Here is a 26,254-nt window from a genome sequence, read left to right as displayed (position 1 = left end):
CTATTGTTCTTCTAATTTCACTAAGTTCTTTAAAAGGTTTCTCTTGGCTTTGGACAAATTTGATTTTGATGTCCCTACGCTAATTCCCAATATATCTGCAATTTCATTGTGCGAATAATCCTCAATGACATACATATTAAAAACCAGTCTATAAGCTGGTGACAGGTTTTGAATTTCGTTCATGACACGCTCAGTTTCATTTACCAGCGTTTTATTCCATGCCAACTCTTCATTTTCCTGTTCAGCCAACCAATCATAATCTGATGCATCAATAGAAACGAAAATCTTTTTTTGTTTACGTATATGATCTATCGCTGTATTCGATATGATTCGTCTAATCCAACCTTCAAAAGAACCTTCTCCATTATATCTTCCGATATTCGAAAATACTTTAATAAAACCTGCCTGCAAAACATCCTGCGCTTCATCCATATCAGAGATATAACGTCTGCACACACTACTCATCTTCCCAAAAAATCTTTCAAAAATTAGATTCTGAGCCCTTCTATCACCCTTTTTGCATCGAGCAATAATCTCATGTAAATCCTGAGATTTATTCTTCATTAACGTATTACTGTTATCTTAAACGTAAAGTTGTATGATGGTTGCTTCTTAATTATTGCGAACAAACATTTTTTTTTCGACACCCGATATATATTTCTTCTTTTTTTGATTTTTAGTAACAAAAAAAGACCGTTTTCACCTCCAATTTATCAGTCAAATAATACTTTTCTTGTATATGAAAAATGTACTTTTGCAGCTCTAAAATTTTAAAGTAATGGAACTTACAGCTTTGACAGCCATCACCCCAATTGACGGGCGTTATCAATCTAAAACTGAATCTCTTTCGAAATATTTCTCGGAGTGGGCTTTATTCAAATACAGAACACTTGTGGAGATTGAATATTTTATTGCATTGTGTGAAATTCCATTACCACAATTAGCGGATTTTGATTCGCAAAAATTTGAAGCGCTTAGAGATATTTATCGCAACTTTTCTCCAGATGATGCGCAGGCTATGAAAGACATCGAGAAAGTGACTAATCACGATGTTAAAGCTGTAGAGTATTTCATTAAAGAAAGATTCGATGAATTAGGAATTAGTCAATGGAAAGAGTTTATTCACTTCGGATTAACTTCTCAAGACATCAATAATACAGCTATTCCACTTTCAATGAAGGATAGTGTCATTGACAATATCGTTCCAGCTATTCAGGAAGTAAAAAGCAAATTGGTTCATTTCTCTCAGGAATGGTCTCAAATATCTATGTTGGCCAGAACGCATGGTCAACCAGCTTCTCCTACGCGTTTAGGAAAAGAAATTGAAGTATTTGTTTCTAGAATCGATGAGCAATTGGATATTTTAAATCAAATCAAATGGGCTGCAAAATTTGGTGGTGCAACAGGAAACTTTAACGCACACCATGTGGCTTATCCTGGTCAGGACTGGAAAGTATTTGGAGATTCGTTTTTAGATAAACATTTAGGGTTATATCGTTCGCATCCTACTACACAAATCGAGCATTATGACCACATGGCACACCTATTCGATACATGTAAAAGAATCAATACCATTTTAATCGATTTCAGTAGAGATATCTGGACTTATATCTCCATGGATTATTTCAAACAAAAGATTAAAGCCGGAGAAGTAGGTTCTTCTGCGATGCCGCATAAAGTAAATCCAATTGATTTTGAAAATGCCGAAGGAAACCTCGGAATTGCCAACGCCATTTTCGAACACTTAAGTGCCAAGTTACCGATTTCAAGATTACAACGTGATTTAACCGACTCTACAGTTCTTAGAAACGTAGGCGTTCCTTTTGGACATACTCTGATTGCTTTAAGTTCTTTGAATAAAGGTTTAGGTAAACTTTTATTAAATGAAGAAAAAATTGCAGCTGATTTGGAAAATAACTGGGCGGTTGTAGCAGAAGCGATTCAAACCGTATTACGTAGAGAGGGTGTTCCAAATCCTTACGAAATGTTAAAAGGTTTAACACGTACCAATAAGAAAATTGATGGTCAGGTAATGCAAGAATTTATTGAAAGTTTGGAAATCAGTTCTGAACTTAAAACTGAACTATCTCAAATCACACCTTCTAACTATACAGGTATTTAATGAGATACTGGTTTTCGTTTATCATATTTTTTGCTGTGGTCTTCACCGGATGTCAAGGTGAAGGCCAACAGCCCAATAAAAACACCTGTGGATACTTCAAAGTAGGTACTTTCAAATATGCCGGCAGTGAGGATGTCCGTGTAGAACGTACCAAAGACCGTCAAATAGAATATAATCTACATGGAGACGGTGGGTATATCTACACAGATTACTATCATATAGAATGGGTGGGAGATTGCGAATATTACCTCACTTTAGATAGTACGGATCACGCACATGATTTGAATTTCACCAAAGGTGATACGATGTGGGTAAAGATCAATGAAGTCTCACGCACCAGTTATTCCTTTACCGCAGTAAAAGGAAGCGAGACTTTTACAGGTGAATTGAAAAAGACGGATTCTTAAACCGTCTCTTCACTTTTTTCATAAAGCAACTGTACCATACCATCCGATAACCCAATCTTAGGCACATGTAAAATACTACTATCGGCCCATTTCATTACCGAATAATAAATTTCTGACGCTGGAACAATCACATCCGCTCGATCCGGATTTAATTGGAAACTTTTAATTCTTTGTTCATAGCTCATTTTAGACAATGTCTGTTTAATGGCTTTGAATTCATGATACAATACCGGCTGCGGATATGTCGCATTCATGAGTTTATATATCTTATTGATATTTCCTCCTGAACCTATCATTTCTACATGTTCCAAACCTTCAGTTTTTTTCTTCACCCATTCCTTCATCTCCTTCCATTTGTCTTTCGAAACCATATCGTTCATTAAACGAATTGTTCCAATCTTAAACGACTTGGAATCCAAAATTTTTTGTCCGGAAAGCACTGTAATTTCAGTACTACCTCCACCCACATCCACGTAGACATAATTGATATCCTTATAAACACTTTTCCTGAAATGTGCTTTGAATATAATCTCAGCTTCTACTTTTCCATCAATGATATTAATATCTAACCCGGTATTATTCTTGATAAATCGAATGATACCATCTCCATTCTGAGTTTCTCTCATAGCAGAAGTCGCTACGGCCATATAATCCTCCACCTCGTGAATATCCATGATGATTTTAAAGGCTTTCATACCTTCCAAAAACTTAGATACAGTAGACTTTTTTAGCTTATGCCCGGTAAATGCCTCTTGTCCTAAACGGATAGGTAAGCGGACTAAAGAAACCTTTTTAAAGTCGGTCTGATCTCCACTCTCCACTACCATCACAATTAATAATCGCATCGCATTTGAACCAATATCAATTGCCGCGAACTTTCGAATTCCAATCTGCGAACCTTTACTCATTATCTCTATTTACCTGACTCACTTTTTTCTTTTCCAATCGGGATATCTACTTTTAAGTATATTACCCTATTCTTATTGTTTAAATTCTCGGATTTGGTAATATCAATCATACCTTGATAATATTTCAACCCGATATTCATCCCAGTTCCTTTTCTCAATTTGTATCCAATTCCTCCAATAAGCCCCATATCAAATCGATTAAAAGAGCCCATATTATCGGCAGAACTCGTAACATCTACTCCATCGAAACTGTATTCGTAATTTAATCTGGCATTAATCATAATAGCCATCTGTGTCCCTCCTTCAATAAAAAAATGATTTTTTAATCTATACTTTAACATCAATGGAACATTGAAATACCCAAATGATTGACTATAGCTCCCAGAATCAAGATAGGCTTTGATATCAGGATATAAGCCCAGCACATCGTTTTTGGTTAGCTCAGCAGCCCCCTGGCTGGATTTAACCAGAACTCCGGTGTTCAACCAAAATTGATTTTTTAATTTGATATCAAAATAAAATCCCAGATGGAAATTGCTCGCATAGTTCTTTGATTCCATTCCGGTCATTTGAGAAAAGTTCACACCTCCATCCAAACCAAACTCTAACCCTTCAGAGTTTAATTTATCCCCAAAGATTATGGAAATCAAAATTTGTGATTGAGCAGAATAACCGGATAATAATAAAGTTAAAATGAATATCAGTTTTTTGGCCATACTCCGTTACTTGCTGTGTTCACAAATCTAACAAATTACATGTACTTTCATTTAACATTTATACGTTTGTCTTTATCATCTTTTACATATGAAAATTATATCCGTAGTTCCTTCGTTAACAGAATTATTATTTGATCTTGGTTTAGATGCTCATATTATTGGGGTTACCCGATTCTGTATTCATCCCGCAGAAAAGACCAGAAAAGTTACTAAAGTAGGCGGGACAAAATCTCTTAAGATTGACCGAATAATTGATCTTAAACCTGATCTGATCATTGCGAATAAAGAAGAGAATGCTCAAGCAGATATTGAAGAACTACAGAAACATTGTAATGTCTGGGTGACAGATATTTTCACTTTATCTGATGCATTGGATATGGTCTCCGAGCTTGGAATTAAAACGCATACAACGGATCAGGCACAAGCGCTAATTACTCAAATTAAAGCAGAATTCAAGAAATTATCTGCACAGGTCACTCCTTCGCAAAAAAAAGTAGCATATCTCATCTGGGACGAACCCATAATGCTTGCCGGAAGAAATACTTTCATCCATCACATGATAGAAGAATTGGGTTGGACAAATATGATCAAAGAGCCGGATTCCAGGTATCCCATGATGGAATCAAAACAACTAAAAGAACTCCAACCCGATTATATTCTGCTTTCTTCCGAACCGTATCCATTTAAAGAAAAGCACCTTCCCAAATTCAAAAGTGAATTTCCCAATTCTAAGATTATTTTAGTCGATGGTGAAATGTTTTCATGGTATGGTTCTCGAATGAAACTCGCTCCCTCTTATTTTATTGATTTATTGACAGAAGCTTCATCTGTATCATAAGCCTTCTTTGCTTTTCAATATGTAGATTTGCATATATGCGTAAAATAATTCTCCTATCCATTCTAGCCATGTTCATTAACTTTTGGCTTCCTGCTCAAAAAGTAGGTCTGGTTCTAAGCGGTGGAGGGACAGATGCTTTGGCGCATATCGGAGTGATTAAAGCATTGGAAGAGCATCATATCCCCATCGACTACATCACTGGAACTTCCATGGGGGCTATGATCGGAGCCTTATATGCTACGGGAGTACCTATTGATCATATTGAAAAGTATTTTGTATCCAGATATTTTTTAGACATCAGTACCGGAGATATCCCCAAACAGTTTCATTACTTCTATCCGCATCCGGATCCTTCGCCCAGTATGATTTCTTTGCGTTTCAAGAAGTCTCAAAAAGGCTATAGCATTCTACTGCCTTCGCAAGTAATCTCCTCTGAGGCCATGGATTTTGAAGCGGTTAAGTTCTTAGCTGAAGCTGAAAAACTTGCCAATTATAACTTCGATAGTTTGATGATTCCGTTTAGATGTGTTGCAGCAGATTTGGTGACCAAGGAACTTGTTGTGTTCAAAAACGGAAGTCTAACAGAAGCATTAAGAGCTTCTATGTCTTATCCGTTTTTTGTAAGACCTATAAAAATTAATGGACACTTGATGTACGATGGAGGAATCTATAATAATTTCCCTGTGGATATCATGTGTTCGGACTTTAAACCGGATTACATCATTGGTAGTAATGTTTCACAAAACGTGGACGCACCAGATGATGATGACTTGTTTAGCCAACTACAAAATATTTTAATTAAACCCACTGATTATAGCATCTATTGTAGCGAAGGAGAGCTTATTGAACCTGAAACCAATTTTGGTGTCTTTAATTTTTCCCATGCTCAGGAAGCTATTGATTCGGGTTATGTTGCAGCTCTAAGACATATAGAACATATCAAATTTCACGTGGCAACATTAAATGTAGATACAACCACCAGTAATATTGATTTATCCAACAAGTTCTATCATAAAAAGAATGATATTAATATTGGTGACATCACCTTTAAGGGCATCAATCAAAAACAAGCTACCTACGCAGGGTCTGCACTCCAACACAAAAAAAAGAAGCAAAAAGAGCTGGATTTAAAGACTTTTGAACGAAACTATTATCGTTTGTTTCAGGAGTCTTACATCGAAGATATACGGACGACAATGCATTACAATCCTACCACTCAAAAGTATGATGCACACGTAGAGATAGAACCAATTAAATCTTTAACACTTGATCTGGGCGGAAACATTGCTTCACGTCCTATTACTACCGGCTATGCAGGTTTTAGCTACAATAACCTTTCTACTTATGGTTTTAAATTTGGATTGAACACGCATTTTGGAAAAATGTATCAGGCTTTAAATATTTTTACGAGATTTGATATTCCTTCAAAACTTCCGTTTTATATCATGCCAAAATTCGTGACACATAAATGGAACTGGTTTGAAAGTAGACAATCCAATCTTTTTGTATCTGAAAAGCCCAATTATATTATTGAAGGTGAAACGTATGCCGGAGCCGAATTTGGTACCGCAATAGGAAATCATCTGAAACTAACCGGAGAAGTTGCTTATCTTCAAATGCAATCGGATTATTATCAAACCAGAAACTTCTCACCAACAGATACGACTGACTATACCTTATTTAATTCTATAAATAATAAGGTTACCATATCATCCAACTCACTTAATTTAAAGCAATACCCATACAGTGGTCGTAGTTTGGTTGCACAAGCCACTTACACCAGTGGAAACGAATTCTATCATCCGGGTTCAATAACACCCGGTAATGAAGAAGCCAGAACTTCTCACTCGTTTTTACAACTAAAACTGGATTACCAACAATACTTTAGAATCAACTCGAAACTTCGTGCGGGAATGACTCTTTCTGGAGCTTATTCGGGAATGACATTTTTTAAGAACTACACTTCAACCGTAATTCAATCTCCATCATTTAAACCAACACCGGATAGTAAAACTTTATTTTTGGAAAGTTTCCATGCCAATAAGTTTATTGGCGCTGGAGGGCAATTGGTTTTATTACCAGTAAAGAATTTTCAGATTCGGGCCGAAGCTTATATTTTCCAACCTTATCGGGCTTTTAAACGGGATCAGGATGGCCAGGTGGCGTTTGGGACTCCATTCGCAGATCGATTCTCTATTCTCTCTGCTGTGGCATCTTACCAAACACCTTTTGGACCGCTAAGTTTTTCTGCGAACTATTACTATAATGAACAAACCGTAAGTCCCGAAGATGAATTCCCTCTTACGTTACTGGTTAATTTCGGTTATATCATTTTCAACAAATCGGCTTACAAATAGTGATTAAGCCTGTGTTGTTGGGCCTCCAAAATTCATTGGAATAGAACCTCCACCTTGTGGTTCACCTTCTTTAATATGACCATGAATCTGCTCATATTTCTGGATATTATCCTGCAATGCAATTAACAATCTCTTTGCGTGTTGCGGAGTTAAAATAACTCTGGACTTCACTTTTGCTTTAGGTGCACCCGGCATAATTTGTACGAAATCCACAATAAACTCAGAAAGTGAATGGGTCAAAATAGCTAAATTAGAATATGTTCCTTCAGCCATCTCTTCACTTAGTTCAATGTTTAATTGTCCTGGTTTTGCGTCTTTTTCTTCCATCTTTAAATTTTTTAGTTTACAAAAAAGCCCCGATAAACGGGGCTTTTCTTGTGTTCAATAATTATTATAAATCAATAATATCCGGACTATCTGATTCTACCAATTGATTGAATTCTTGTTTAGAACCTACAACTAGTTTTTCATACTCATTTAATCCTGTTCCTGCTGGGATCAAGTGTCCAACGATAACGTTTTCTTTCAATCCTAACAAGTGATCTTCTTTACCTTTTACTGCTGCTTCATTCAACACTTTAGTAGTTTCCTGGAACGAAGCCGCAGAAATGAAACTTCCGGTTTGAAGTGATGCTCTGGTAATACCTTGAAGTACTGGTTTAGAAGTAGCAGGTAACGCTTCTCTATATTCAACCAATTTCTGATCATTTCTTTTCAGTCTAGAGTTTACATCACGCAGTTTTCTAGCAGAAACAATTTGACCTTCTTTTAATTCGTTAGAATCTCCAGCGTTTGTAATAACCATTCTTCCGTAGATCCAATCATTCTCAGCCTGGAAATCACTTTTGTTAATGATTTGCTTCTCTAAGAATTTAGTATCTCCAGCATCAACAACATCTACTTTACGCATCATTTGTCTAACGATCACCTCGAAGTGCTTATCATTAATTTTCACACCTTGTAGACGATATACCTCCTGAATTTCATTTACAATGTATTCCTGAACCGCTGTAGGTCCTTTAATCGATAAGATATCGCTTGGTGTAATCGCACCATCAGATAATGGCTGTCCAGCTTTTACCCAGTCATTTTCTTGAGCTAAGATGTGCTTAGATAATGAAACCAAGTACTTCTTCACTTCACCTGACTTAGATGTTACTATAATTTCCTGATTACCTCTTTTAATTTTACCAAAAGAAATGTAACCATCAATCTCTGAAACAACTGCTGGGTTTGATGGATTTCTAGCCTCAAATAACTCAGTTACACGAGGCAGACCACCTGTAATATCACTAGAACCACCCGCAGAACGAGGAATCTTAACTAAGATTTGTCCAGCTTTTACTTTATCTCCTTCATCAGTGATAATATGCGCTCCAACCGGTAAGTTGTATGAACGTAATTGATTTCCATCACCATCTGATACTTTGATTAATGGAACCATTTTACGATCCTTTCTCTCAATAATTACTTTTTCAGAGAAACCAGTTTGCTCATCTGATTCTTCTCGGTATGTACGACCTTCCTCAATATTTTGGAATCCGATCACACCATCAAATTCAGAAACGATTACTGCGTTATATGGATCCCAGGAACAAACTACCTCACCTTTCTTGATCTTCTTAGATTTAGTAATCAAAAGAATAGATCCGTAAGGAATGTTGTTTGACATCAATGTCATATTCGTAGTTGGATCGATGATTCTCATCTCTCCTGCACGACCAACAACAACATGCTCAGTTTCTCCTTCAGCATTTACATGTTCAACTGTTTTAACATCTTCTAAAACAAGTTTACCATCGAATTTAGCAATGTGACTAGATTCAGCCGCAATGTTACTCGCTGTACCCCCAACGTGGAATGTACGAAGTGTCAACTGTGTACCCGGCTCACCAATTGATTGTGCTGCCACAACCCCGACTGCTTCACCTTTCTGAACTCTCTTATTTGTTGCCAGGTTTGTTCCATAACATTTCGCACAAACTCCTCTAACAGTCTCACAAGTCAATACTGAACGTACTTCAACTGACTCAATACCGCTATCTTCGATTTGTTTTGCTACTTCTTCTGTTATTTCATCACCAGTTGCAAGAAGCATTTCATCACTTTCCGGATGGTATACATCGTGAACTGCTGTACGACCAACAATTCTATCTACCAAACTTTCAACGATGTCATCATTTTTCTTTAACGCTGATACATTCAATCCTCTTAAAGTACCACAATCTTCAGCAGAGATAATAACATCTTGAGATACATCAACAAGTCTTCTTGTCAAGTAACCCGCATCTGCCGTTTTCAATGCCGTATCCGCAAGACCTTTACGTGCACCGTGCGTTGAAATGAAGTACTCTAAAATGGATAGACCTTCCTTAAAGTTAGAAAGAATTGGATTCTCAATAATCGATCCTCCCTGCGCTCCCGATTTTTTCGGTTTCGCCATCAATCCCCTCATACCTGCTAACTGACGAATTTGCTCTTTCGATCCCCTTGCACCTGAGTGGAACATCATATAGATCGAGTTGAAACCTTGATTATCGTTCTCTAACGCATTCATCAAAATGTTTGTCAATTTTGAGTTGGTATGCGTCCAGATATCAATAATCTGGTTGTAACGCTCATTATTGGTAATTAAACCCATGTTATAGTTACCCATAATCTCCGCTACCTTCGCTTTCGCAGAATCTACTAAAGTTTCTTTTTCAGCTGGAATCATCACATCATTGATGTTAAAAGATAATCCACCTTTGAATGCCCAGTAGAAACCTAAGCTCTTAATATCATCCAGGAATCTTGCGGTTCTGGTAACCCCTGAAATCTTAATGATCTTACCGATAATATCTCGAAGAGATTTTTTCGTTAATACCTCATTAATGAATCCAACTTCTTCAGGAACGAATTCATTGAACATTACTCTACCACAAGTAGTCTCAATGATTTTTTCTACTCGCTCACCATTCTCAAGTACAGGAACTCTACACTTGATATTTGCATGAAGCTCTAATTTCTTCTCGTTGAATGCAATTTCCACTTCTTCTGGAGAGTAGAAAGTCATATCCTCACCGATAATCTTATGATCTCCTTCTGATCTTCTAGCTTTAGTAATGTAATACAGACCTAAAACCATATCCTGAGATGGTACCGTAATTGGCGCACCATTCGCAGGGTTCAAAATGTTGTGAGATCCTAACATCAATACCTGAGCTTCCAAAATTGCAGCGTTACCTAATGGTAAGTGAACTGCCATCTGGTCCCCATCAAAATCCGCGTTGAATGCCGAACATGCTAATGGGTGTAGTTGGATTGCTTTTCCTTCTACTAACTTAGGTTGGAATGCTTGAATACCTAAACGGTGAAGTGTAGGAGCCCTGTTCAGTAATACCGGATGACCTTTCAGTACATTTTCCAGGATATCCCAAACAACAGGTTCTTTTTTATCTACAATTTTCTTCGCTGATTTAACCGTCTTAACAATTCCACGCTCAATCAACTTACGAATAATAAACGGCTTGTAAAGCTCTGCTGCCATGTTCTTAGGAATACCACACTCGTGCATTTCCAAGTTTGGTCCAACAACAATTACCGAACGTGCTGAATAATCCACACGTTTACCCAATAAGTTCTGACGGAAACGACCTTGCTTACCTTTCAATGAATCTGAAAGTGATTTTAAAGCACGGTTAGAATCTGTTTTAACAGCACTTGATTTTCTTGAGTTATCCAATAACGAATCCACAGCTTCTTGAAGCATACGTTTCTCATTACGAAGGATTACCTCAGGAGCTTTAATTTCGATCAAACGTTTCAAACGGTTGTTACGAATAATCACTCTACGATATAAATCGTTCAAATCAGATGTTGCAAAACGACCACCATCAAGAGGTACCAATGGACGTAATTCCGGTGGAGTTACAGGAACCACTTTAATGATCATCCATTCCGGACGGTTTTCTAATCTTTGATTTGCATCTCTGAAACCTTCAACCACCTGAAGACGTTTTAACGCTTCCGCTTTACGTTGTTGAGATGTTTCAATATTTGCTTTATGACGTAACTCGTAAGATAGAGAATCCAAATCCAAATTACGTAACAAATCTTCCAGAGCCTCAGCCCCCATCTTAGCGATGAATTTGTTTGGATCTGTATCTTCTAAATACTGGTTATCCTGAGGAAGTCTGTCTAAAGCATCAAGATATTCTTCTTCACTTAAGAAATCAAGATAGTTTAAAGGTTCTCCATCATCATTAGTTGCCATACCTGCCTGGATTACCACATATTTTTCATAATAAATGATAGTATCCAATTTCTTAGAAGGTAGACCTAAAAGATAACCGATTTTGTTTGGTAATGATTTAAAGTACCAAATATGCGCGACAGGCACCACTAAAGCGATGTGCCCCATGCGCTCACGTCTTACTTTTTTCTCAGTAACTTCAACCCCACAACGGTCACAAACGATTCCTTTATAACGGATTCTTTTGTATTTACCACAGTGACATTCGTAATCTTTTACCGGTCCGAAAATACGCTCACAGAATAGTCCGTCACGTTCCGGTTTGTAAGTACGATAATTTATAGTTTCTGGTTTTAATACCTCACCACTAGATGCGTTACGGATCATCTCCGGACTCGCCAACGAAATGGTGATTTTACTAAAACTGCTTTGTTGTTTTGTATCTTTCTTAAAAGCCATAGCTTATGCTAATTTAAGTCCTTTAGTTCAACAATTAATTCATGGTGATGTTCAATCCTAATCCTCTCATTTCATGTAACAATACATTAAATGACTCTGGAATTCCAGGTTTAGGCATAGACTCACCTTTTACAATAGCTTCATAAGCTTTTGCACGGCCAATAACATCATCCGACTTGATCGTTAAGATCTCCTGTAAGATATGTGACGCACCGAATGCTTCAAGTGCCCATACCTCCATCTCACCAAATCTTTGACCACCCATTTGAGCTTTACCACCCAATGGTTGTTGTGTAATCAATGAGTATGGTCCAATAGATCTCGCATGCATCTTATCATCAACCAAGTGGTGAAGTTTCAACATATAGATAATTCCTACAGTTACCGGTTGGTCAAAGCGCTCACCGGTACCACCATCATATAAATATGTTCTACCGAAATCATTAATACCAGCTTTCTTAGTCCAAGATTCAATCTCAGCAACTGAAGCACCATCGAAAATTGGAGTCGCAAATTTGACACCTAATTTTCTACCGGCCCATCCAAGTACTGTTTCATAAATCTGACCCAAGTTCATACGAGATGGTACCCCTAGCGGATTCAATACAATATCTACCGGTGAACCGTCTTCCAGGTAAGGCATATCTTCCTGACGGACGATACGTGCTACGATACCTTTGTTACCGTGACGACCTGCCATCTTATCACCTACTTTCAACTTACGTTTCTTAGCTACGTAAATCTTCGCTAACTGAACAATACCTGCTGGTAACTCATCACCAATTGAAATTTGGAATTTCTCTCTTTTCCAAACTCCAAGAACATCGTTCACACGAGAATTAAAGTTTACGAATAAACGTTTAATTAATACGTTGGTATGATCACTTGTCGTCCATCCTGCAGGATTCAACTCATCATAATTAAGAGTCATTAGAAGTTTTAAAGTAAACTTCGTTCCTTTAGGAATGATTTCTTCACGGAAGTTATTAAATACACCTTGAGAAGTTTTTCCATTCACCAAAGCAAATAATTTCTCTGCGTGAATTCCTTTGATTTCTTCTACTTGTTTTCCGTATTTATAATCGATTTCCGCAATGATTTCCTTCTCGCTGTTTCTTTGTCTTCTGTCTTTGATTGCTCTTGAGAAAAGTTTCTTTCCAATCACAACTCCATCCATTGATGGACCTGCTTTTAAAGAAGAGTCTTTTACATCACCTGCTTTATCACCAAAGATCGCACGTAATAATTTTTCTTCCGGAGTTGGATCACTCTCACCTTTTGGAGTAATCTTACCAATTAAAATATCACCTGCTTTAATTCTTGAACCAATACGAACTAATCCGTTTTCATCAAGATTTTTTGTTGCTTCTTCACTTACGTTAGGAATATCAGCAGTCAACTCCTCTAAACCACGTTTAGTATCACGCACCTCTAAGCTGAATTCTTCTACGTGTAAAGAAGTAAAATAATCATCTCTTACTACTTTCTCTGAAATAACGATCGCATCCTCAAAGTTGTACCCTTTCCAAGGCATGAATGCTACGTTCAGATTACGTCCCAGTGCTAACTCACCTTGTTGGGTTGCATAACCTTCACACAATACCTGATCTTTCTCTACACGATCTCCAACTCTCACGATTGGCTTCAAGTTCACCATCGTATTTTGGTTGGTTTTCGCATACTTCACCAATTGGTAAGTTTTAGAAGGTCCTCTAAAGCTTACTGAACGGTCATCATCATTCTGATCGTACTTAATTGTTACTTCTAATGCATCCACATAAGTCACCACACCTGGTCCTTCTGCGTTGATCAATACACGAGAGTCACGCGCTACATCACCTTCTAATCCTGTTCCTACAATCGGAGCTTCCGGACGTAAAAGTGGAACTGCCTGACGCTGCATGTTCGATCCCATCAATGCACGGTTCGCATCATCATGCTCCAGGAATGGAATCAACGATGCTCCAATTGAAGTAATCTGGTTTGGAGCGACATCAATCAATCCGATTTCCTCTTTAGAGATAATTGGGAAGTCACCTTCGTAACGTGCAATTACCGCATCATTTGCGAATTCACCATCATCCTTAACCTGAGCAGTTGCCTGCGCAATGTTAATTCCATCTTCCTCCTCTGCTGATAAGTAAACCAGATCTTCAGAAGCGTAGCTTACTTTAGCATCTCTTACCTTACGGTATGGAGTTTCGATAAATCCAAGTTTATTCACTTTCGCATATGAACAAAGAGAAGAAATCAAACCAATGTTTGGTCCCTCAGGTGTTTCAATTGTACATAAACGTCCGTAGTGTGTATAGTGAACGTCACGTACCTCGAAACCTGCTCTTTCTCTAGATAAACCACCTGGTCCAAGGGCAGATAATCTACGCTTGTGTGTAATCTCAGATAATGGATTCGTTTGATCCATAAATTGAGATAACTGGTTGGTTCCAAAGAATGAATTGATTACTGCAGATAAAGTTTTTGCATTAATCAAATCAATAGGAGTAAATACTTCGTTATCACGTACGTTCATACGCTCACGAATTGTACGCGCCATACGTGCCAATCCCACACCAAATTGGTTGTGTAATTGCTCACCTACTGTACGTACACGTCTATTACTCAAGTGATCGATATCGTCAACATCTGTTTTAGAGTTTACCAACTCGATCAAATATTTTATAATTAAAATGATATCTTCCTTAGTAAGAACTCTACTGTCCTCACCAGTTTCAATCTTTAATTTCTTATTAATTCTAAAACGTCCTACTTCACCAAGGTCATATCTCTTATCAGAGAAGAACAATTTATCGATTACTCCACGAGCTGTCTCTTCATCTGGCGGCTCAGAGTTACGTAATACACGGTAAATATGTTCAACCGCCTCGATTTCAGTATTAGACGGGTCTTTTTGTAATGTATTGTAGATAAGCGTATAGTCTGTACTATTTACATCTTCTTTATGTAAAAGAATGGTCTTAGCACCAGAATCTAAAATCAAATCAACATGCTCGTTTTCCACGATAGTCTCACGATCAATAATGACCTCATTACGCTCAATAGATACTACTTCACCAGTATCTTCATCTACGAAATCCTCGAACCAGGTTTTTAAAACTCTTGCAGCTAAACGTCTTCCAATGATACGTTTTAAACCTGCTTTAGAAACCTTAACTTCATCAGCTAATCCGAAAATCTCTAAAATGTCTTTATCGCTTTCATAACCAATTGCTCTCAACAATGTAGTTACTGGAAGCTTTTTCTTTCTATCAATATACGCAAACATCACATTGTTGATGTCGGTAGCAAATTCAATCCAAGAACCTTTGAAAGGAATGATTCTCGCTGAATATAATTTTGTACCATTTGCGTGGTAGCTCTGTCCAAAGAATACCCCTGGAGATCTGTGTAACTGAGATACAATTACACGCTCGGCACCATTAATAATAAATGAACCACTTGGGGTCATGTAAGGAATGGTTCCTAGATAAACATCTTGAATAATAGTTTCAAAATCTTCGTGCTCTGGATCCGTACAATACAACTTAAGTTTCGCCTTTAGTGGTACACTATAAGTTAAACCTCTTTCAATAGTTTCCTTTATATCGTAACGAGGAGGATCAATGAAATAATCCAAAAATTCTAAAACGAAGTTGTTTCTTGAATCTGTAATTGGGAAGTTCTCGTTAAAAACTTTAAATAAGCCTTCTGTCTCCCTGCTATCAGCTGTAGTCTCCAGCTGGAAAAAATCTTGAAACGACTTTAATTGAATATCCAAGAAATCCGGATACTCCAATAAATTCTTCGCTGTTCCAAAATTTACCCTTTCCTGTTTTGCCAATTCTGCCATGTAAGTATGATCTTATTGAAGAACTAAAAAAATAAAACGTGTATAAACACGTAAGGGTTTAGACCCAAAATGGGTCTAAACCTCTAAATGTCACAAATGTGAATGATAATATTACTTAAGCTCAACTTCAGCTCCTGCTTCTTCTAGTTGAGTTTTAAGTGCTTCTGCTTCGTCTTTAGCTACGCCTTCTTTGATTGCTTTAGGAGCACCGTCAACGATTTCTTTAGCTTCTTTAAGTCCTAAACCAGTTAATTCTTTAACCGCTTTTACAACTTTAAGTTTTTGACCACCAGCAGCTTTCAAGATTACGTCAAATTCAGTTTTCTCTTCAGCAGCCTCTCCAGCTCCACCAGCAGGACCAGCAACAGCAACTGCAGCAGCAGCAGCAGGCTCAATTCCGTACTCGTCTTTTAGGATGTCAGCTAATTCACTAACTTCTTTTACTGTTAGGTTTACTAGTTGCTCAGCAAATGATTTTAAATCTGCCATTTTATTTAATTTTAATAATTGTTCTTAATTAAGATTCTTTTTCTGAAAGTGTTTTCACAAGTCCCGCAAGTGTTGACTTACCAGACTCTAATTGAGAAATAACTGTTTTCGCAGGTGATTGTAACAACATGATAACATCTCCAATAAGCTCGTCTTTAGATTTCAAGCTTACAAGTGCTTCAAGGTTTTCATCACCGATAAACACAGACTCCTCAACATAAGCAGCTTTGAGAATAGGTCGATCACTTTTCTTCCTAAACTCTTTGATTAACTTAGCTGGTGCATTTGATACTTCAGCAGTCATTAATGAGGTATACCCTTTTAACACTGAAGGAATATCTCCAAAGTCCTTATCAGAAACTTTTTCGATTGCCTTAGCTAAAAGTGTATTTTTTACAACTCGTAATTCAATGTTTTTATTGAAACAAGCTCTTCTCAAATCTGAAGTTAACTCAGCATCTAACTCCGCTGTATTCGCCACATAAATGTTCGAATTGTCTTGCAACAAAGTTACTAAGTCATCAATGACCTGATTTTTTTCTACTTTATTCATTTACTCAGGTTTTTCACATTAAACATTAAACCGTAGCAGCTTTAAGTTCTACCTTAATGCCTGGGCTCATTGTACTGGACATAGTGATGCTTTTCATATAAGCTCCTTTTGCCGCAGCTGGTTTTAGTTTGATCAACGTCTGTAACAACTCTTGAGCGTTCTCAACGATCTTTTCCTTATCAAAAGATACTTTACCGATAGCCGCATGAATAATTCCGTATTTATCTACACGGAAATCAATCTTACCAGCTTTTACGTCCTTCACAGCTTTACCAATTTCCATAGTAACTGTTCCAGTCTTAGGGTTCGGCATTAATCCTCTTGGTCCTAAAATACGACCTAAAGCACCAACTTTACCCATAACCGATGGCATTGTGATGATCACATCCACGTCAGTCCATCCGCCTTTTATCTTATTGATATACTCATCAAGTCCTACGTAATCAGCACCGTTATCCTTTGCTTCTTGCTCTTTATCAGGAGTACATAAAACAAGTACTTTTACATCCTTTCCTGTTCCGTGAGGAAGAGAAACCGTACCTCTAACCATTTGGTTAGCTTTACGAGGATCTACATTCAAACGAACAGCCAAGTCAACAGACTCATCGAATTTCGCAGTACTTAATTCTTTTACTAAACCTGAAGCATCATTCAAAGAATATTGATTTTGAGCATCATACTTTGATAGAACTTCTTTTCTTTTTTTAGAAATTTTAGCCATTTTTATACCATTTAAAAATTACCAGGAATTATTTTACAACAATTCCCATACTTCTAGCTGTACCCGCTACCATAGACATAGCCGATTCAACTGTGAAACAATTTAGATCAGGCATTTTATCAGTTGCAATGGCTCTGATTTGATCTTGAGAAACGGTAGCTACCTTACGTCTGTTAGGCTCCGGAGAACCAGACTTCAATTTAGCAGCCTCTTTGAGTTGAACAGCAACAGGTGGAGTTTTTACAACAAACTCAAACGATTTGTCAGCAAAAACCGTAATTACTACCGGTAAAACTTTACCAGCTTTATCTTGTGTACGGGCGTTGAACTGCTTACAGAATTCCATAATGTTCACACCTTTAGCACCTAAAGCAGGACCTACCGGAGGTGACGGATTTGCCGCACCACCTTTCACTTGTAGCTTAATAAGCGCACTTATTTCCTTTGCCATTTTTACTCAAGTTATACATGGGTTTCCGAGGGAAGCATTATAGTCTCTTTCACCCAATATTTTTATTAATTACTTACTTATTCTTTTTCTACTTGTAGATACCCCAACTCTAATGGTGTTTTTCTACCGAAAATCTTCACCATTACTTTCAACTTCTTCTTCTCTTCATTTACTTCTTCGATAATTCCAGAGAAGCTATTGAAAGGTCCATCAATAACCTTAACAGTCTCACCAACGATATAAGGAATTTCTACTCCTTCATCTGCGTCTGCTAATTCATCTACTTTTCCTAAAATTCTATTCACTTCAGCTTCACGCATTGCTAAAGGCTCACCACCTTTAGTTCCACTTAAAAAGCCAATCACATTTGGAACACTAGTTAAAACGTGAGGCACCTCTCCAACAAGAGCTGCTTCTACCATAATGTATCCAGGAAAAAAGTTTCTTTCTTTTAGGATCTTCTTACCATTTCTGATTTGGTAAACCTTTTCTTTCGGGATTAAAACCTGAGAAACGTAATCACCCATCTTAAGACGATTGATTTCCATTTCAATGTAATCTCTTACCTTGCTTTCTTTACCACTGACAGCGCGAACCACATACCAGCGTTTTTTTATCTCTTTGCTTTCAGCCACAGCAACTTGTTTTTGCAGGTTATTAATAAACCGTATCGTAAATAAGCTTCATTACCTGACCAAAACTAGCATCTAAAAGATACACAATACCAGCCATAATAAATGATGCCACTAACACCAATACAGAACTTCCTTGAAGCTCTTTTAATGTTGGCCAACTCACTTTATAACGAAGTTCGTTATAAGAGTCCGCGATATAACTTTTCAATTTATTCATGGACAAAATTTTGCACGGGTGGAGAGACTCGAACTCCCAACCAATGGTTTTGGAGACCACTACTCTGCCAATTGAGCTACACCCGTTTATTTAAACAGAAAGGTATCCGTCATTTGACGGACACCTTTTTGCTGTTTTTCTTTATTTAAAGACCTAGAATTACTCTATGATCTCAGTAATTTGACCAGCACCTACTGTACGACCTCCTTCACGGATAGCGAATTTAAGACCTAAGTTGATTGCTACTGGGTTGATCAACTCAACTGTAATAGTTAAGTTATCACCAGGCATTACCATCTCACGACCTTCTTCTAATTGGATCTCTCCAGTTACGTCAGTAGTACGGATGTAGAACTGAGGACGGTACTTGTTATGGAAAGGAGTGTGACGACCACCTTCTTCTTTCTTCAAGATATAAACCTCAGCTTTGAATTTTGTATGAGGAGTGATTGTACCAGTTCTAGCGATCACCATTCCTCTTTTGATTTTATCTTTATCGACACCTCTTAAAAGTAGACCAACGTTATCACCAGCCTCACCTCTATCAAGAATCTTACGGAACATCTCAACACCTGTAATTACAGATTTCATTTTGTCTGCTCCCATACCTAACAACTCAACCTCATCACCAGTGTTAATTACACCAGACTCGATTCTACCAGTTGCAACAGTACCACGACCAGTAATTGAGAATACATCCTCAACAGGCATCAAGAATTCTTTATCTACATCACGAGGAGGTAGTGGAATGTGGTTATCCACAGCTTCCATCAATTCGTTGATTTTACCAACCCATTTATCATCTCCTTCTAATCCACCTAAAGCAGAACCTTGGATAACTGGTAAGTCGTCTCCATCATACTCATAGAAAGATAACAACTCACGAACTTCCATTTCTACTAACTCTAACAACTCCTCATCATCAACTAAGTCAACCTTGTTCATGAAAACAACAATTGCAGGTACGTTTACCTGACGAGCTAATAGGATATGCTCACGAGTTTGTGGCATTGGTCCGTCTGTAGAAGCTACAACTAAGATTGCACCGTCCATTTGAGCGGCACCAGTAATCATATTTTTTACGTAATCCGCGTGACCAGGACAATCAACGTGAGCGTAGTGACGATTTGCAGTCTCATACTCAATGTGCGAAGTATTAATTGTAATACCTCTTTCTTTTTCTTCTGGAGCATTATCGATCGTGTCGAAATCTCTTTTTTCCGCCAATCCTTGATCAGATAACACTTTCGCGATTGCTGCGGTCAAGGTAGTTTTTCCATGATCCACGTGCCCGATAGTACCGATGTTTACGTGTGGTTTCGACCGGTCAAACATTTCTTTAGCCATAGCTATAAGTTTTAATTTACGTTTCTATTTATTTACAATATTTTCACTTTCAATTAGAGCCTATGCGGGGATTTGAACCCCGGACCTCTTCCTTACCAAGGAAGTGCTCTACCCCTGAGCTACATCGGCAATAGATTCATCTTTCACAAAAGCAACTCCCGTACGGGGCTTTTTCATTTATTTTATTTCGAGCGGAAGACGAGATTCGAACTCGCGACCCTCAGCTTGGAAGGCTGATGCTCTACCAACTGAGCTACTTCCGCGTTAAAATAAAATTAATGTGGGGGGAGCAGGATTCGAACCTGCGAAGGTAAAAACCAACAGATTTACAGTCTGTCCTCGTTGGCCGCTTGAGTATCCCCCCAAATCTTTCAATACTTAAAAGAACCCACACCAGATACTGGTGAATTTTGTTTAGATTTTCAACCTTGAAACATCTAAAAAAATGAGCCGATGAAGGGACTCGAACCCCCGACCTGCTGATTACAAATCAGCTGCTCTAGCCAGCTGAGCTACATCGGCAAACTTTCTCCAAATTCAGTTCAGATTTTCTTTTCTTAAAACCCTCCTTGAAAAAGGAATGCAAATGTAGAAAAGAAATACGTTTCTCCAAACACAATTTGATACTTTTTTTTGAAAGTTTTTTTATCCCTTAAAAACCAGCGTTTAACGCTCAGCTAATTTCTCTTTTAATTTTTTAACTTGTCTTCTTAGAGCCTCTACTGCCTCATCAGCCGCTTCTTCAAAGCTTGAAGATTTTTTACTAGCAAAAAGATCGTTTCCAGGAACCGTTAATTTTATTTCAACAAGTTTATTCTCTCTGTTTTCCGACTTTTCTAATCTCAAGAAAACATCTCCTGAAACAATTCTATCAAAATAAGTGTCCAATTTATCTGCTTTATTTTGAATAATATCTAATAATTTTTGATCTGCATCGAAATGAATAGACTGAATGTTTAATTTCATAAATTAATCCTCCGAAATTTTACGCTCTGGGATGAGCTTGGTTATAAATTGTTTTTAGTTTCTCAAAAGAATTATGTGTATAGACCTGTGTAGCGGATAAATTCGCATGACCTAATAATTCTTTTATTGTATTTAAGTCTGCCCCATTATTTAACATATGAGTTGCAAACGTATGCCTCAAGACGTGAGGACTTTTTTTATTAATTGTAGATATAATTCCCAAATACTTATTTACCACTCCATAAATTAGTTTAGGATAAGCCGATTTACCACGTGCAGTAATGAATAAACTATCTGAGGTTGATACCTGCTTATTTCTAATATCTATGTATTTGGTGAGTAATTGATCTAATTCTGTTGTTATAGGAACAAACCTCTCCTTATTCCTTTTCCCCAATACCTTCACAAAGGTATTCCTATTCTGCACATCCGATACTTTTAAAGATAGCATTTCAGATACACGAACTCCAGTTTGATACAAAAACTCCATTATAGTTTGATCTCGCACTCCTTCAAAATCATCTGAGAACATTTCCTGATTCATCAATTTATCCATAGATACTTGATCTACAAATTCAGGGAGCCTTTTCTTCATTTTAGGAGCGATCACTTTGACTGTTGGATCGACATCTGAGATTTCAGACAAAAGAATAAACCTGTAATAGGTTTTTAATGTGGAAAGTTTACGGTTAACAGAATTATTACTTACTCCACTCTCTAGCAAATGCACCAACCAATTCCGAATCATTCTATGAGAGATCTCCTGAATAGAACTTATTTCGTAGTAGGATTCAAGAAAATTAAAAAATTGATTCAAATCATTAGTATAGGCTAACACGGTATGATTTGAGAACCGCTTTTCTGACTCTAAATAATTTTGGAATTCGCTTATATGCATAAAAAGAAAACGCAATGCTAGAGTATAAAATTAAAAAATCCCGCGACAAATCGCAGGATTTTTTAACTAATATTATCGAATAATCTAATTAATCTAGATTGTTCAAATATTGCTCGCGGTAGATCGCGCGAAGTTTCTCTTCTCTTCTTCTTACCGTAGGCTTAATATATTTTTTTCTCGCACGCATCTCTTTCATCACACCAGTGCGCTCGAATTTTTTCTTGAATTTTTTTAGAGCTCTTTCTATTGGCTCTCCGTCTTTTACAGGTACAATTAACATTCTTAATCTTTTTTAAGGGCGGCAAAGGTAATGCGATTATCCTTTAAACCAAATATTATTTAATTATTTGTCGAGAAATTACAAGTTTTTGAATTTCAGAGGTTCCTTCTCCGATTGTACATAACTTACTATCTCTATAAAACTTCTCCACCGGATAGTCTTTGGTATAGCCATATCCACCGAAAATTTGCACCGCTTCATTTGAAACTTTTACTGCAATTTCAGAAGAATATAACTTTGCCATTGCGCCTTCTTTTGTAATTACTTCTCCTCTATTCTTTTTATCCGCGGCATTCATCGTTAATAAATGTGCTGCTTCAATTTGCGTAGCCATATCTGCTAACTTAAAAGAAATCGCCTGAAATGCTGAAATTGGCTTACCAAACTGCTCTCTTTCTTTTGAATATTGTAATGCCGCTTCATAAGCACCCATTGCGATACCTACTCCAAGAGAAGCAATAGAAATTCTACCTCCATCTAAAACTTTTAATGCTTGCTTAAATCCATCTCCAACTTCTCCCAAAATTTGATCTTTATGTACGCGACAGTTATCAAAGAATAATGCTGTTGTCTCAGATGCACGCATTCCCAGCTTATTCTCTTTTTTACCACCTTCGAATCCTTTGGTTCCTTTTTCGATAATAAAAGCAGTAGTACTATTTGACGCTCCTTTCTCTCCAGTTCTTACGATAACCACAGCTACATCTCCGGTGATCCCATGTGTAATAAAGTTCTTAGCACCATTAATCACCCAATAATCACCATCTTGAACAGCTACAGTGGCCATACCTCCAGCATCTGAACCTGTCCCTTGCTCAGTCAATCCCCAGGCACCAATATGCTCAGCCGTAGCTAACTTGGGTAAATACTTTTTCTTTTGTTCTTCATTACCAAATTGTAGAATATGCCCTGTACATAATGAGTTATGTGCAGCCATTGACAAACCTATAGAACCATCTACTTTTGATAATTCTTCAATTGCAGTCACGTATTCTTGATATCCAAATCCTGAGCCTCCATATTCAGTGGGCACTAATACACCCATTAAACCTAACTCACCTAATTTTTTAAATAAAGAAACCGGAAAAATTTGTTCCTCATCCCATTTCATCATATTAGGTTTTATCTCTTTTTCTGCAAAATCACGCACCATTTGTGCGATCATCTGCTGATTCTCAGTTTGTTCGAAATTCATGTTTATTCGTAATTGAAATTATCCTTGCTATAATTCTAAGTATGGTACAAGTTTACTATATAATTCTTCATTGAGCAACCCATTTTTGACGAGGTCATGTGCTGATTTATACTTCTTATGAAAATCGCGAAAATCCTGAATCCGAATTGCCATATTCCACGTGATGTACGGATGTTTTACCATCCTAACAGCTGAATCAGAGTTTAAATGCAGTTTCCTAATCAAATTAGTATCAACGGTAACCTGATCCAGAATACTCACCACCGTTTCTTCTCTCATTCGTTCAATTTCAAACAATTGATGCACTCCATAAAAACCGCCCAATTGATCTCTATACTTTACAATTCTTGTTGCATAATAACTACCTATACCCTTTAACTTTTTAAGCGCTGTAGTATCCGCACTATTTAATTCTACCAAAATCTCTATTCTTTTTTGTACCACCTTATCTGAATCTTGTTTTAAGTTGAAAGATGGCTTTTCTTTTTTTTCAGCGTGAACTATTTTAAGAAATGGTTCTATTTGCACATATTTCTCCTGATCAATCACATATAGCTTAAGTATATCTTTTTTCTCTTTAAATACACCTCCCTTATCAATGTACCTCAGTATAGATTCTGCTTGCTTTTGGGTTAAATCAAATTGCATCCAATTTTCGACAGTTGATGTGTTGGGGTTAAATTCCTCCTTCATGCTATTTGAAACAACAGACTGTTTTATTCTTTCCTGATACCTCACTGCCTTTTTAGCTTCTAACTTTTGACGATAAGCCAGAGAGTCTTTTTTCAATTGCGCCCAATATGCTTCCAGATATTGCGTATCCTTCTCCAACCTTTTATCTACCAGTAATGGCATAAAGCATTGAAATAGTAATAACAAAAGAATAATAGTTGATAATACGAAAATCCCATTTCGCTCCCTTCTATGAAAATAGAAGAGGTCTTTCCAATTTCCTTCCATACAGAGTTATTTTAAGAATTAAGTGGCTTTTCAACCTTGAACTAAGCAAGCTCTAAAATAACACTTTATAGAATATGATCAAATGTTAGGGTTAACAATAAGAATGTATTCTAAACAATGCCTATTTAAATTGTTTTATTACACCGGTTTTCACCTTATACACATAAACTCTTAAGTCTTCTCGAACTTCAGACGACATAATCAACAAACCTATAATATTAGGGAAAGCCATAGCCAGAATCATCATATCTGAAAATGTAATCACCGCACTCATAGAGGTAGAAGCTCCAACCACAACAAACACCAAGAAAATCATTTTATACGTATTTTCTGAAAGTTTTGACTCTCCAAATAAGTACGTCCATGCTTTTAATCCGTAATAGGACCAAGAAATCATCGTAGAAAATGCAAACAAGAACACGGCCACTGCCAGTACCATCGGGAACCAATTAAAAGCACTTTCGAATGCAGCAGATGTTAATTGCGCACCTTCTAGACCTACATTTTGATATTGTCCGGTTATGATAATCACCAATGCCGTCATGGTACAAATAATCACTGTATCAATAAACGGCTCCAATAATGCCACGAAACCTTCACTTACAGGCTCGTGTGTTTTCACCGCAGAGTGAGCAATTGCAGCTGAACCTACTCCAGCTTCATTGGAAAATGATGCTCTTTTAAAACCGGTCATTAACACACCTACAAAACCACCAGCAATAGAATCAGGAGCAAAAGCACCTTGAATGATTAACCCAAATGCGTCAAATATTCTATCGTAATTCATTCCCAAAATGATAATTGCAGAGATTACATAAAGGAAAGCCATAAATGGAACAATCTTCTCTGTTACTTTAGCGATGGATTGAATTCCACCAATGATCACAACTCCTACTAAAATGGCCATTCCTAATCCGAACCAAAATCCATACTCCGCAATAGCAGGTAGCTGTCCGGCCATCTGTGAAAAAGCCTGATTAGATTGAAACATATTTCCACCCCCGAAAGAAGCTAGTACAGCTAATACCGCAAATAATAAAGCCAAAGCTTTACCTAGCATTTCCATATTACGTCTATTGAGTCCTTTGGTTAGATAATACATTGGACCACCTGAAATACTTCCATCTTCGTGAATTTCTCTGTATTTTACTCCCAGGGTACATTCCGTGAATTTTGTAGACATCCCTAATAATCCAGCCAGAATCATCCAAAAAGTTGCTCCGGGACCTCCTATTGTTATGGCTACTGCTACACTCGCTATATTTCCCAACCCTACAGTAGCTGAAAGCGCTGTAGTTAATGCTTGAAAATGCGACACCTCTCCTTTGTCATTTGGGTCATCAAATTTCCCCTGAACCAACTGGATTGAATGTTTAAATCCTCTAAAATTGATGAACCTCATTTTAAAGGTAAAGAACACCGCTCCGAAAACCAGCCATACCACAATGAATGGCACATCTGCGCCTATATCAATACCCAATAATTTCAAAGGGTCTGCGAAAAACACTACCGCTAAAACATCTACAATTGGTGCAAACCAGGAGTCAATTATCTGTCCAATATTTTTTTCATCAGAAGCTTCTTGAGCAAATACAGTAGTGATACTACCAAGGGTAACCAATAATAAACTTATAGTGTTTTTCATAAAAAAAAT

The 26,254-nt window shown here is 37.3% G+C and carries 23 protein-coding genes and 5 tRNA genes; 4 read left to right on the top strand and 24 right to left on the bottom strand.

Annotated features, from left to right (window positions below; genetic code table 11):
- Positions 1–564, bottom strand: a complete 564-nt coding sequence (locus KFE94_10970; protein UTW65195.1) for an RNA polymerase sigma factor — start codon at positions 562–564, stop codon at positions 1–3.
- A gap of 214 nt (positions 565–778) precedes the next feature.
- Between KFE94_10970 and purB the strand changes: the two genes are divergently transcribed.
- The gene (gene purB / locus KFE94_10965; protein UTW65194.1) at positions 779–2,122 is read left to right on the top strand and encodes an adenylosuccinate lyase; all 1,344 of its coding nucleotides are present in this window, start codon (positions 779–781) and stop codon (positions 2,120–2,122) included.
- Positions 2,122–2,529 (top strand): hypothetical protein, encoded by a 408-nt coding sequence (locus KFE94_10960; protein UTW65193.1) that lies wholly within the window; start codon positions 2,122–2,124, stop codon positions 2,527–2,529. The genes purB and KFE94_10960 overlap by 1 nt, the downstream gene beginning before the upstream one ends.
- Here KFE94_10960 and KFE94_10955 read toward each other — a convergent pair.
- Both KFE94_10955 and KFE94_10950 read right to left on the bottom strand, forming a co-directional pair.
- Positions 2,526–3,437, bottom strand: coding sequence for an exopolyphosphatase (locus tag KFE94_10955; GenBank protein UTW65192.1), 912 nt, complete (start codon positions 3,435–3,437; stop codon positions 2,526–2,528). The two genes, KFE94_10960 and KFE94_10955, sit on opposite strands and share 4 nt — an antisense overlap.
- A 5-nt stretch (positions 3,438–3,442) precedes the next feature.
- Positions 3,443–4,153, bottom strand: coding sequence for a PorT family protein (locus tag KFE94_10950; protein UTW65191.1), 711 nt, complete (start codon positions 4,151–4,153; stop codon positions 3,443–3,445).
- 88 nt (positions 4,154–4,241) lie between these two features.
- Between KFE94_10950 and KFE94_10945 the strand changes: the two genes are divergently transcribed.
- Together KFE94_10945 and KFE94_10940 are read left to right on the top strand one after the other, a co-directional pair.
- A complete protein-coding gene (locus KFE94_10945; GenBank protein UTW65190.1) occupies positions 4,242–4,991 on the top strand; it encodes an ABC transporter substrate-binding protein in 750 nt (249 codons plus the stop codon).
- 35 nt (positions 4,992–5,026) lie between these two features.
- Positions 5,027–7,348, top strand: a complete 2,322-nt coding sequence (locus KFE94_10940; GenBank protein ID UTW65189.1) for a patatin-like phospholipase family protein — start codon at positions 5,027–5,029, stop codon at positions 7,346–7,348.
- 3 nt (positions 7,349–7,351) lie between these two features.
- Here KFE94_10940 and KFE94_10935 read toward each other — a convergent pair whose 3' ends face one another.
- The 21 genes from KFE94_10935 to KFE94_10835 form a co-directional block, all read right to left on the bottom strand.
- Positions 7,352–7,675, bottom strand: coding sequence for a DUF3467 domain-containing protein (locus KFE94_10935; GenBank protein ID UTW65188.1), 324 nt, complete (start codon positions 7,673–7,675; stop codon positions 7,352–7,354).
- A gap of 64 nt (positions 7,676–7,739) precedes the next feature.
- Entirely contained in the window at positions 7,740–12,041 is a 4,302-nt protein-coding gene (gene rpoC / locus KFE94_10930; protein UTW65187.1) for a DNA-directed RNA polymerase subunit beta', read from the bottom strand.
- 34 nt (positions 12,042–12,075) lie between these two features.
- Positions 12,076–15,888 (bottom strand): DNA-directed RNA polymerase subunit beta, encoded by a 3,813-nt coding sequence (rpoB, locus tag KFE94_10925; protein ID UTW65186.1) that lies wholly within the window; start codon positions 15,886–15,888, stop codon positions 12,076–12,078.
- 111 nt (positions 15,889–15,999) lie between these two features.
- Complete coding sequence (rplL, locus tag KFE94_10920; GenBank protein ID UTW65185.1) at positions 16,000–16,377, bottom strand: 50S ribosomal protein L7/L12; 378 nt, start codon at positions 16,375–16,377, stop codon at positions 16,000–16,002.
- Positions 16,378–16,405: 28 nt separating this feature from the next.
- Positions 16,406–16,930 carry a 50S ribosomal protein L10 gene (locus KFE94_10915; GenBank protein ID UTW65184.1) on the bottom strand — a complete coding sequence of 175 codons (525 nt, stop codon included), beginning with the start codon at positions 16,928–16,930 and terminating at the stop codon, positions 16,406–16,408.
- A gap of 25 nt (positions 16,931–16,955) precedes the next feature.
- Entirely contained in the window at positions 16,956–17,651 is a 696-nt protein-coding gene (gene rplA, locus KFE94_10910; protein UTW65183.1) for a 50S ribosomal protein L1, read from the bottom strand.
- 28 nt (positions 17,652–17,679) lie between these two features.
- Positions 17,680–18,102, bottom strand: a complete 423-nt coding sequence (rplK, locus tag KFE94_10905) for a 50S ribosomal protein L11 (protein ID UTW65182.1) — start codon at positions 18,100–18,102, stop codon at positions 17,680–17,682.
- A gap of 77 nt (positions 18,103–18,179) precedes the next feature.
- Positions 18,180–18,737, bottom strand: a complete 558-nt coding sequence (nusG, locus tag KFE94_10900) for a transcription termination/antitermination factor NusG (GenBank protein ID UTW65181.1) — start codon at positions 18,735–18,737, stop codon at positions 18,180–18,182.
- 22 nt (positions 18,738–18,759) lie between these two features.
- Positions 18,760–18,954, bottom strand: coding sequence for a preprotein translocase subunit SecE (gene secE / locus KFE94_10895; protein UTW65180.1), 195 nt, complete (start codon positions 18,952–18,954; stop codon positions 18,760–18,762).
- Positions 18,955–18,967: 13 nt separating this feature from the next.
- Positions 18,968–19,040, bottom strand: a tRNA-Trp gene (locus KFE94_10890).
- Positions 19,041–19,113: 73 nt separating this feature from the next.
- Positions 19,114–20,301 carry an elongation factor Tu gene (tuf, locus tag KFE94_10885; protein ID UTW65179.1) on the bottom strand — a complete coding sequence of 396 codons (1,188 nt, stop codon included), beginning with the start codon at positions 20,299–20,301 and terminating at the stop codon, positions 19,114–19,116.
- Between the two features lie 57 nt (positions 20,302–20,358).
- A tRNA-Thr gene (locus KFE94_10880) sits at positions 20,359–20,430 on the bottom strand.
- Between the two features lie 61 nt (positions 20,431–20,491).
- Positions 20,492–20,564 (bottom strand) — tRNA-Gly (locus KFE94_10875).
- 18 nt (positions 20,565–20,582) lie between these two features.
- Positions 20,583–20,665: transfer RNA gene (locus tag KFE94_10870), tRNA-Tyr, on the bottom strand.
- 84 nt (positions 20,666–20,749) lie between these two features.
- Positions 20,750–20,823 (bottom strand) — tRNA-Thr (locus KFE94_10865).
- Positions 20,824–20,967: 144 nt separating this feature from the next.
- Entirely contained in the window at positions 20,968–21,267 is a 300-nt protein-coding gene (gene raiA, locus KFE94_10860; protein UTW65178.1) for a ribosome-associated translation inhibitor RaiA, read from the bottom strand.
- 19 nt (positions 21,268–21,286) lie between these two features.
- Positions 21,287–22,165: a tyrosine-type recombinase/integrase gene (locus KFE94_10855; GenBank protein UTW65177.1), complete on the bottom strand. Its 879-nt coding sequence runs from the start codon at positions 22,163–22,165 to the stop codon at positions 21,287–21,289.
- Positions 22,166–22,253: 88 nt separating this feature from the next.
- On the bottom strand, positions 22,254–22,445 hold the full coding sequence (gene rpsU / locus KFE94_10850) for a 30S ribosomal protein S21 (protein ID UTW65176.1): 192 nt from the start codon (positions 22,443–22,445) through the stop codon (positions 22,254–22,256).
- A 55-nt stretch (positions 22,446–22,500) separates the two neighbouring features.
- Positions 22,501–23,640, bottom strand: coding sequence for an acyl-CoA dehydrogenase family protein (locus KFE94_10845; GenBank protein UTW65175.1), 1,140 nt, complete (start codon positions 23,638–23,640; stop codon positions 22,501–22,503).
- A gap of 27 nt (positions 23,641–23,667) precedes the next feature.
- Positions 23,668–24,600 carry a helix-hairpin-helix domain-containing protein gene (locus KFE94_10840; GenBank protein ID UTW65174.1) on the bottom strand — a complete coding sequence of 311 codons (933 nt, stop codon included), beginning with the start codon at positions 24,598–24,600 and terminating at the stop codon, positions 23,668–23,670.
- A gap of 121 nt (positions 24,601–24,721) precedes the next feature.
- On the bottom strand, positions 24,722–26,245 hold the full coding sequence (locus KFE94_10835) for an alanine:cation symporter family protein (GenBank protein UTW65173.1): 1,524 nt from the start codon (positions 26,243–26,245) through the stop codon (positions 24,722–24,724).
- Positions 26,246–26,254 lie beyond the last annotated feature (9 nt).

The sequence above is a fragment of the bacterium SCSIO 12643 genome (assembly GCA_024398135.1).
In the GTDB taxonomy this organism is placed as follows: Bacteria; Bacteroidota; Bacteroidia; order Flavobacteriales_G; family Salibacteraceae; genus CAJXZP01.
This window is presented reverse-complemented; position numbering and strand designations above follow the sequence as displayed.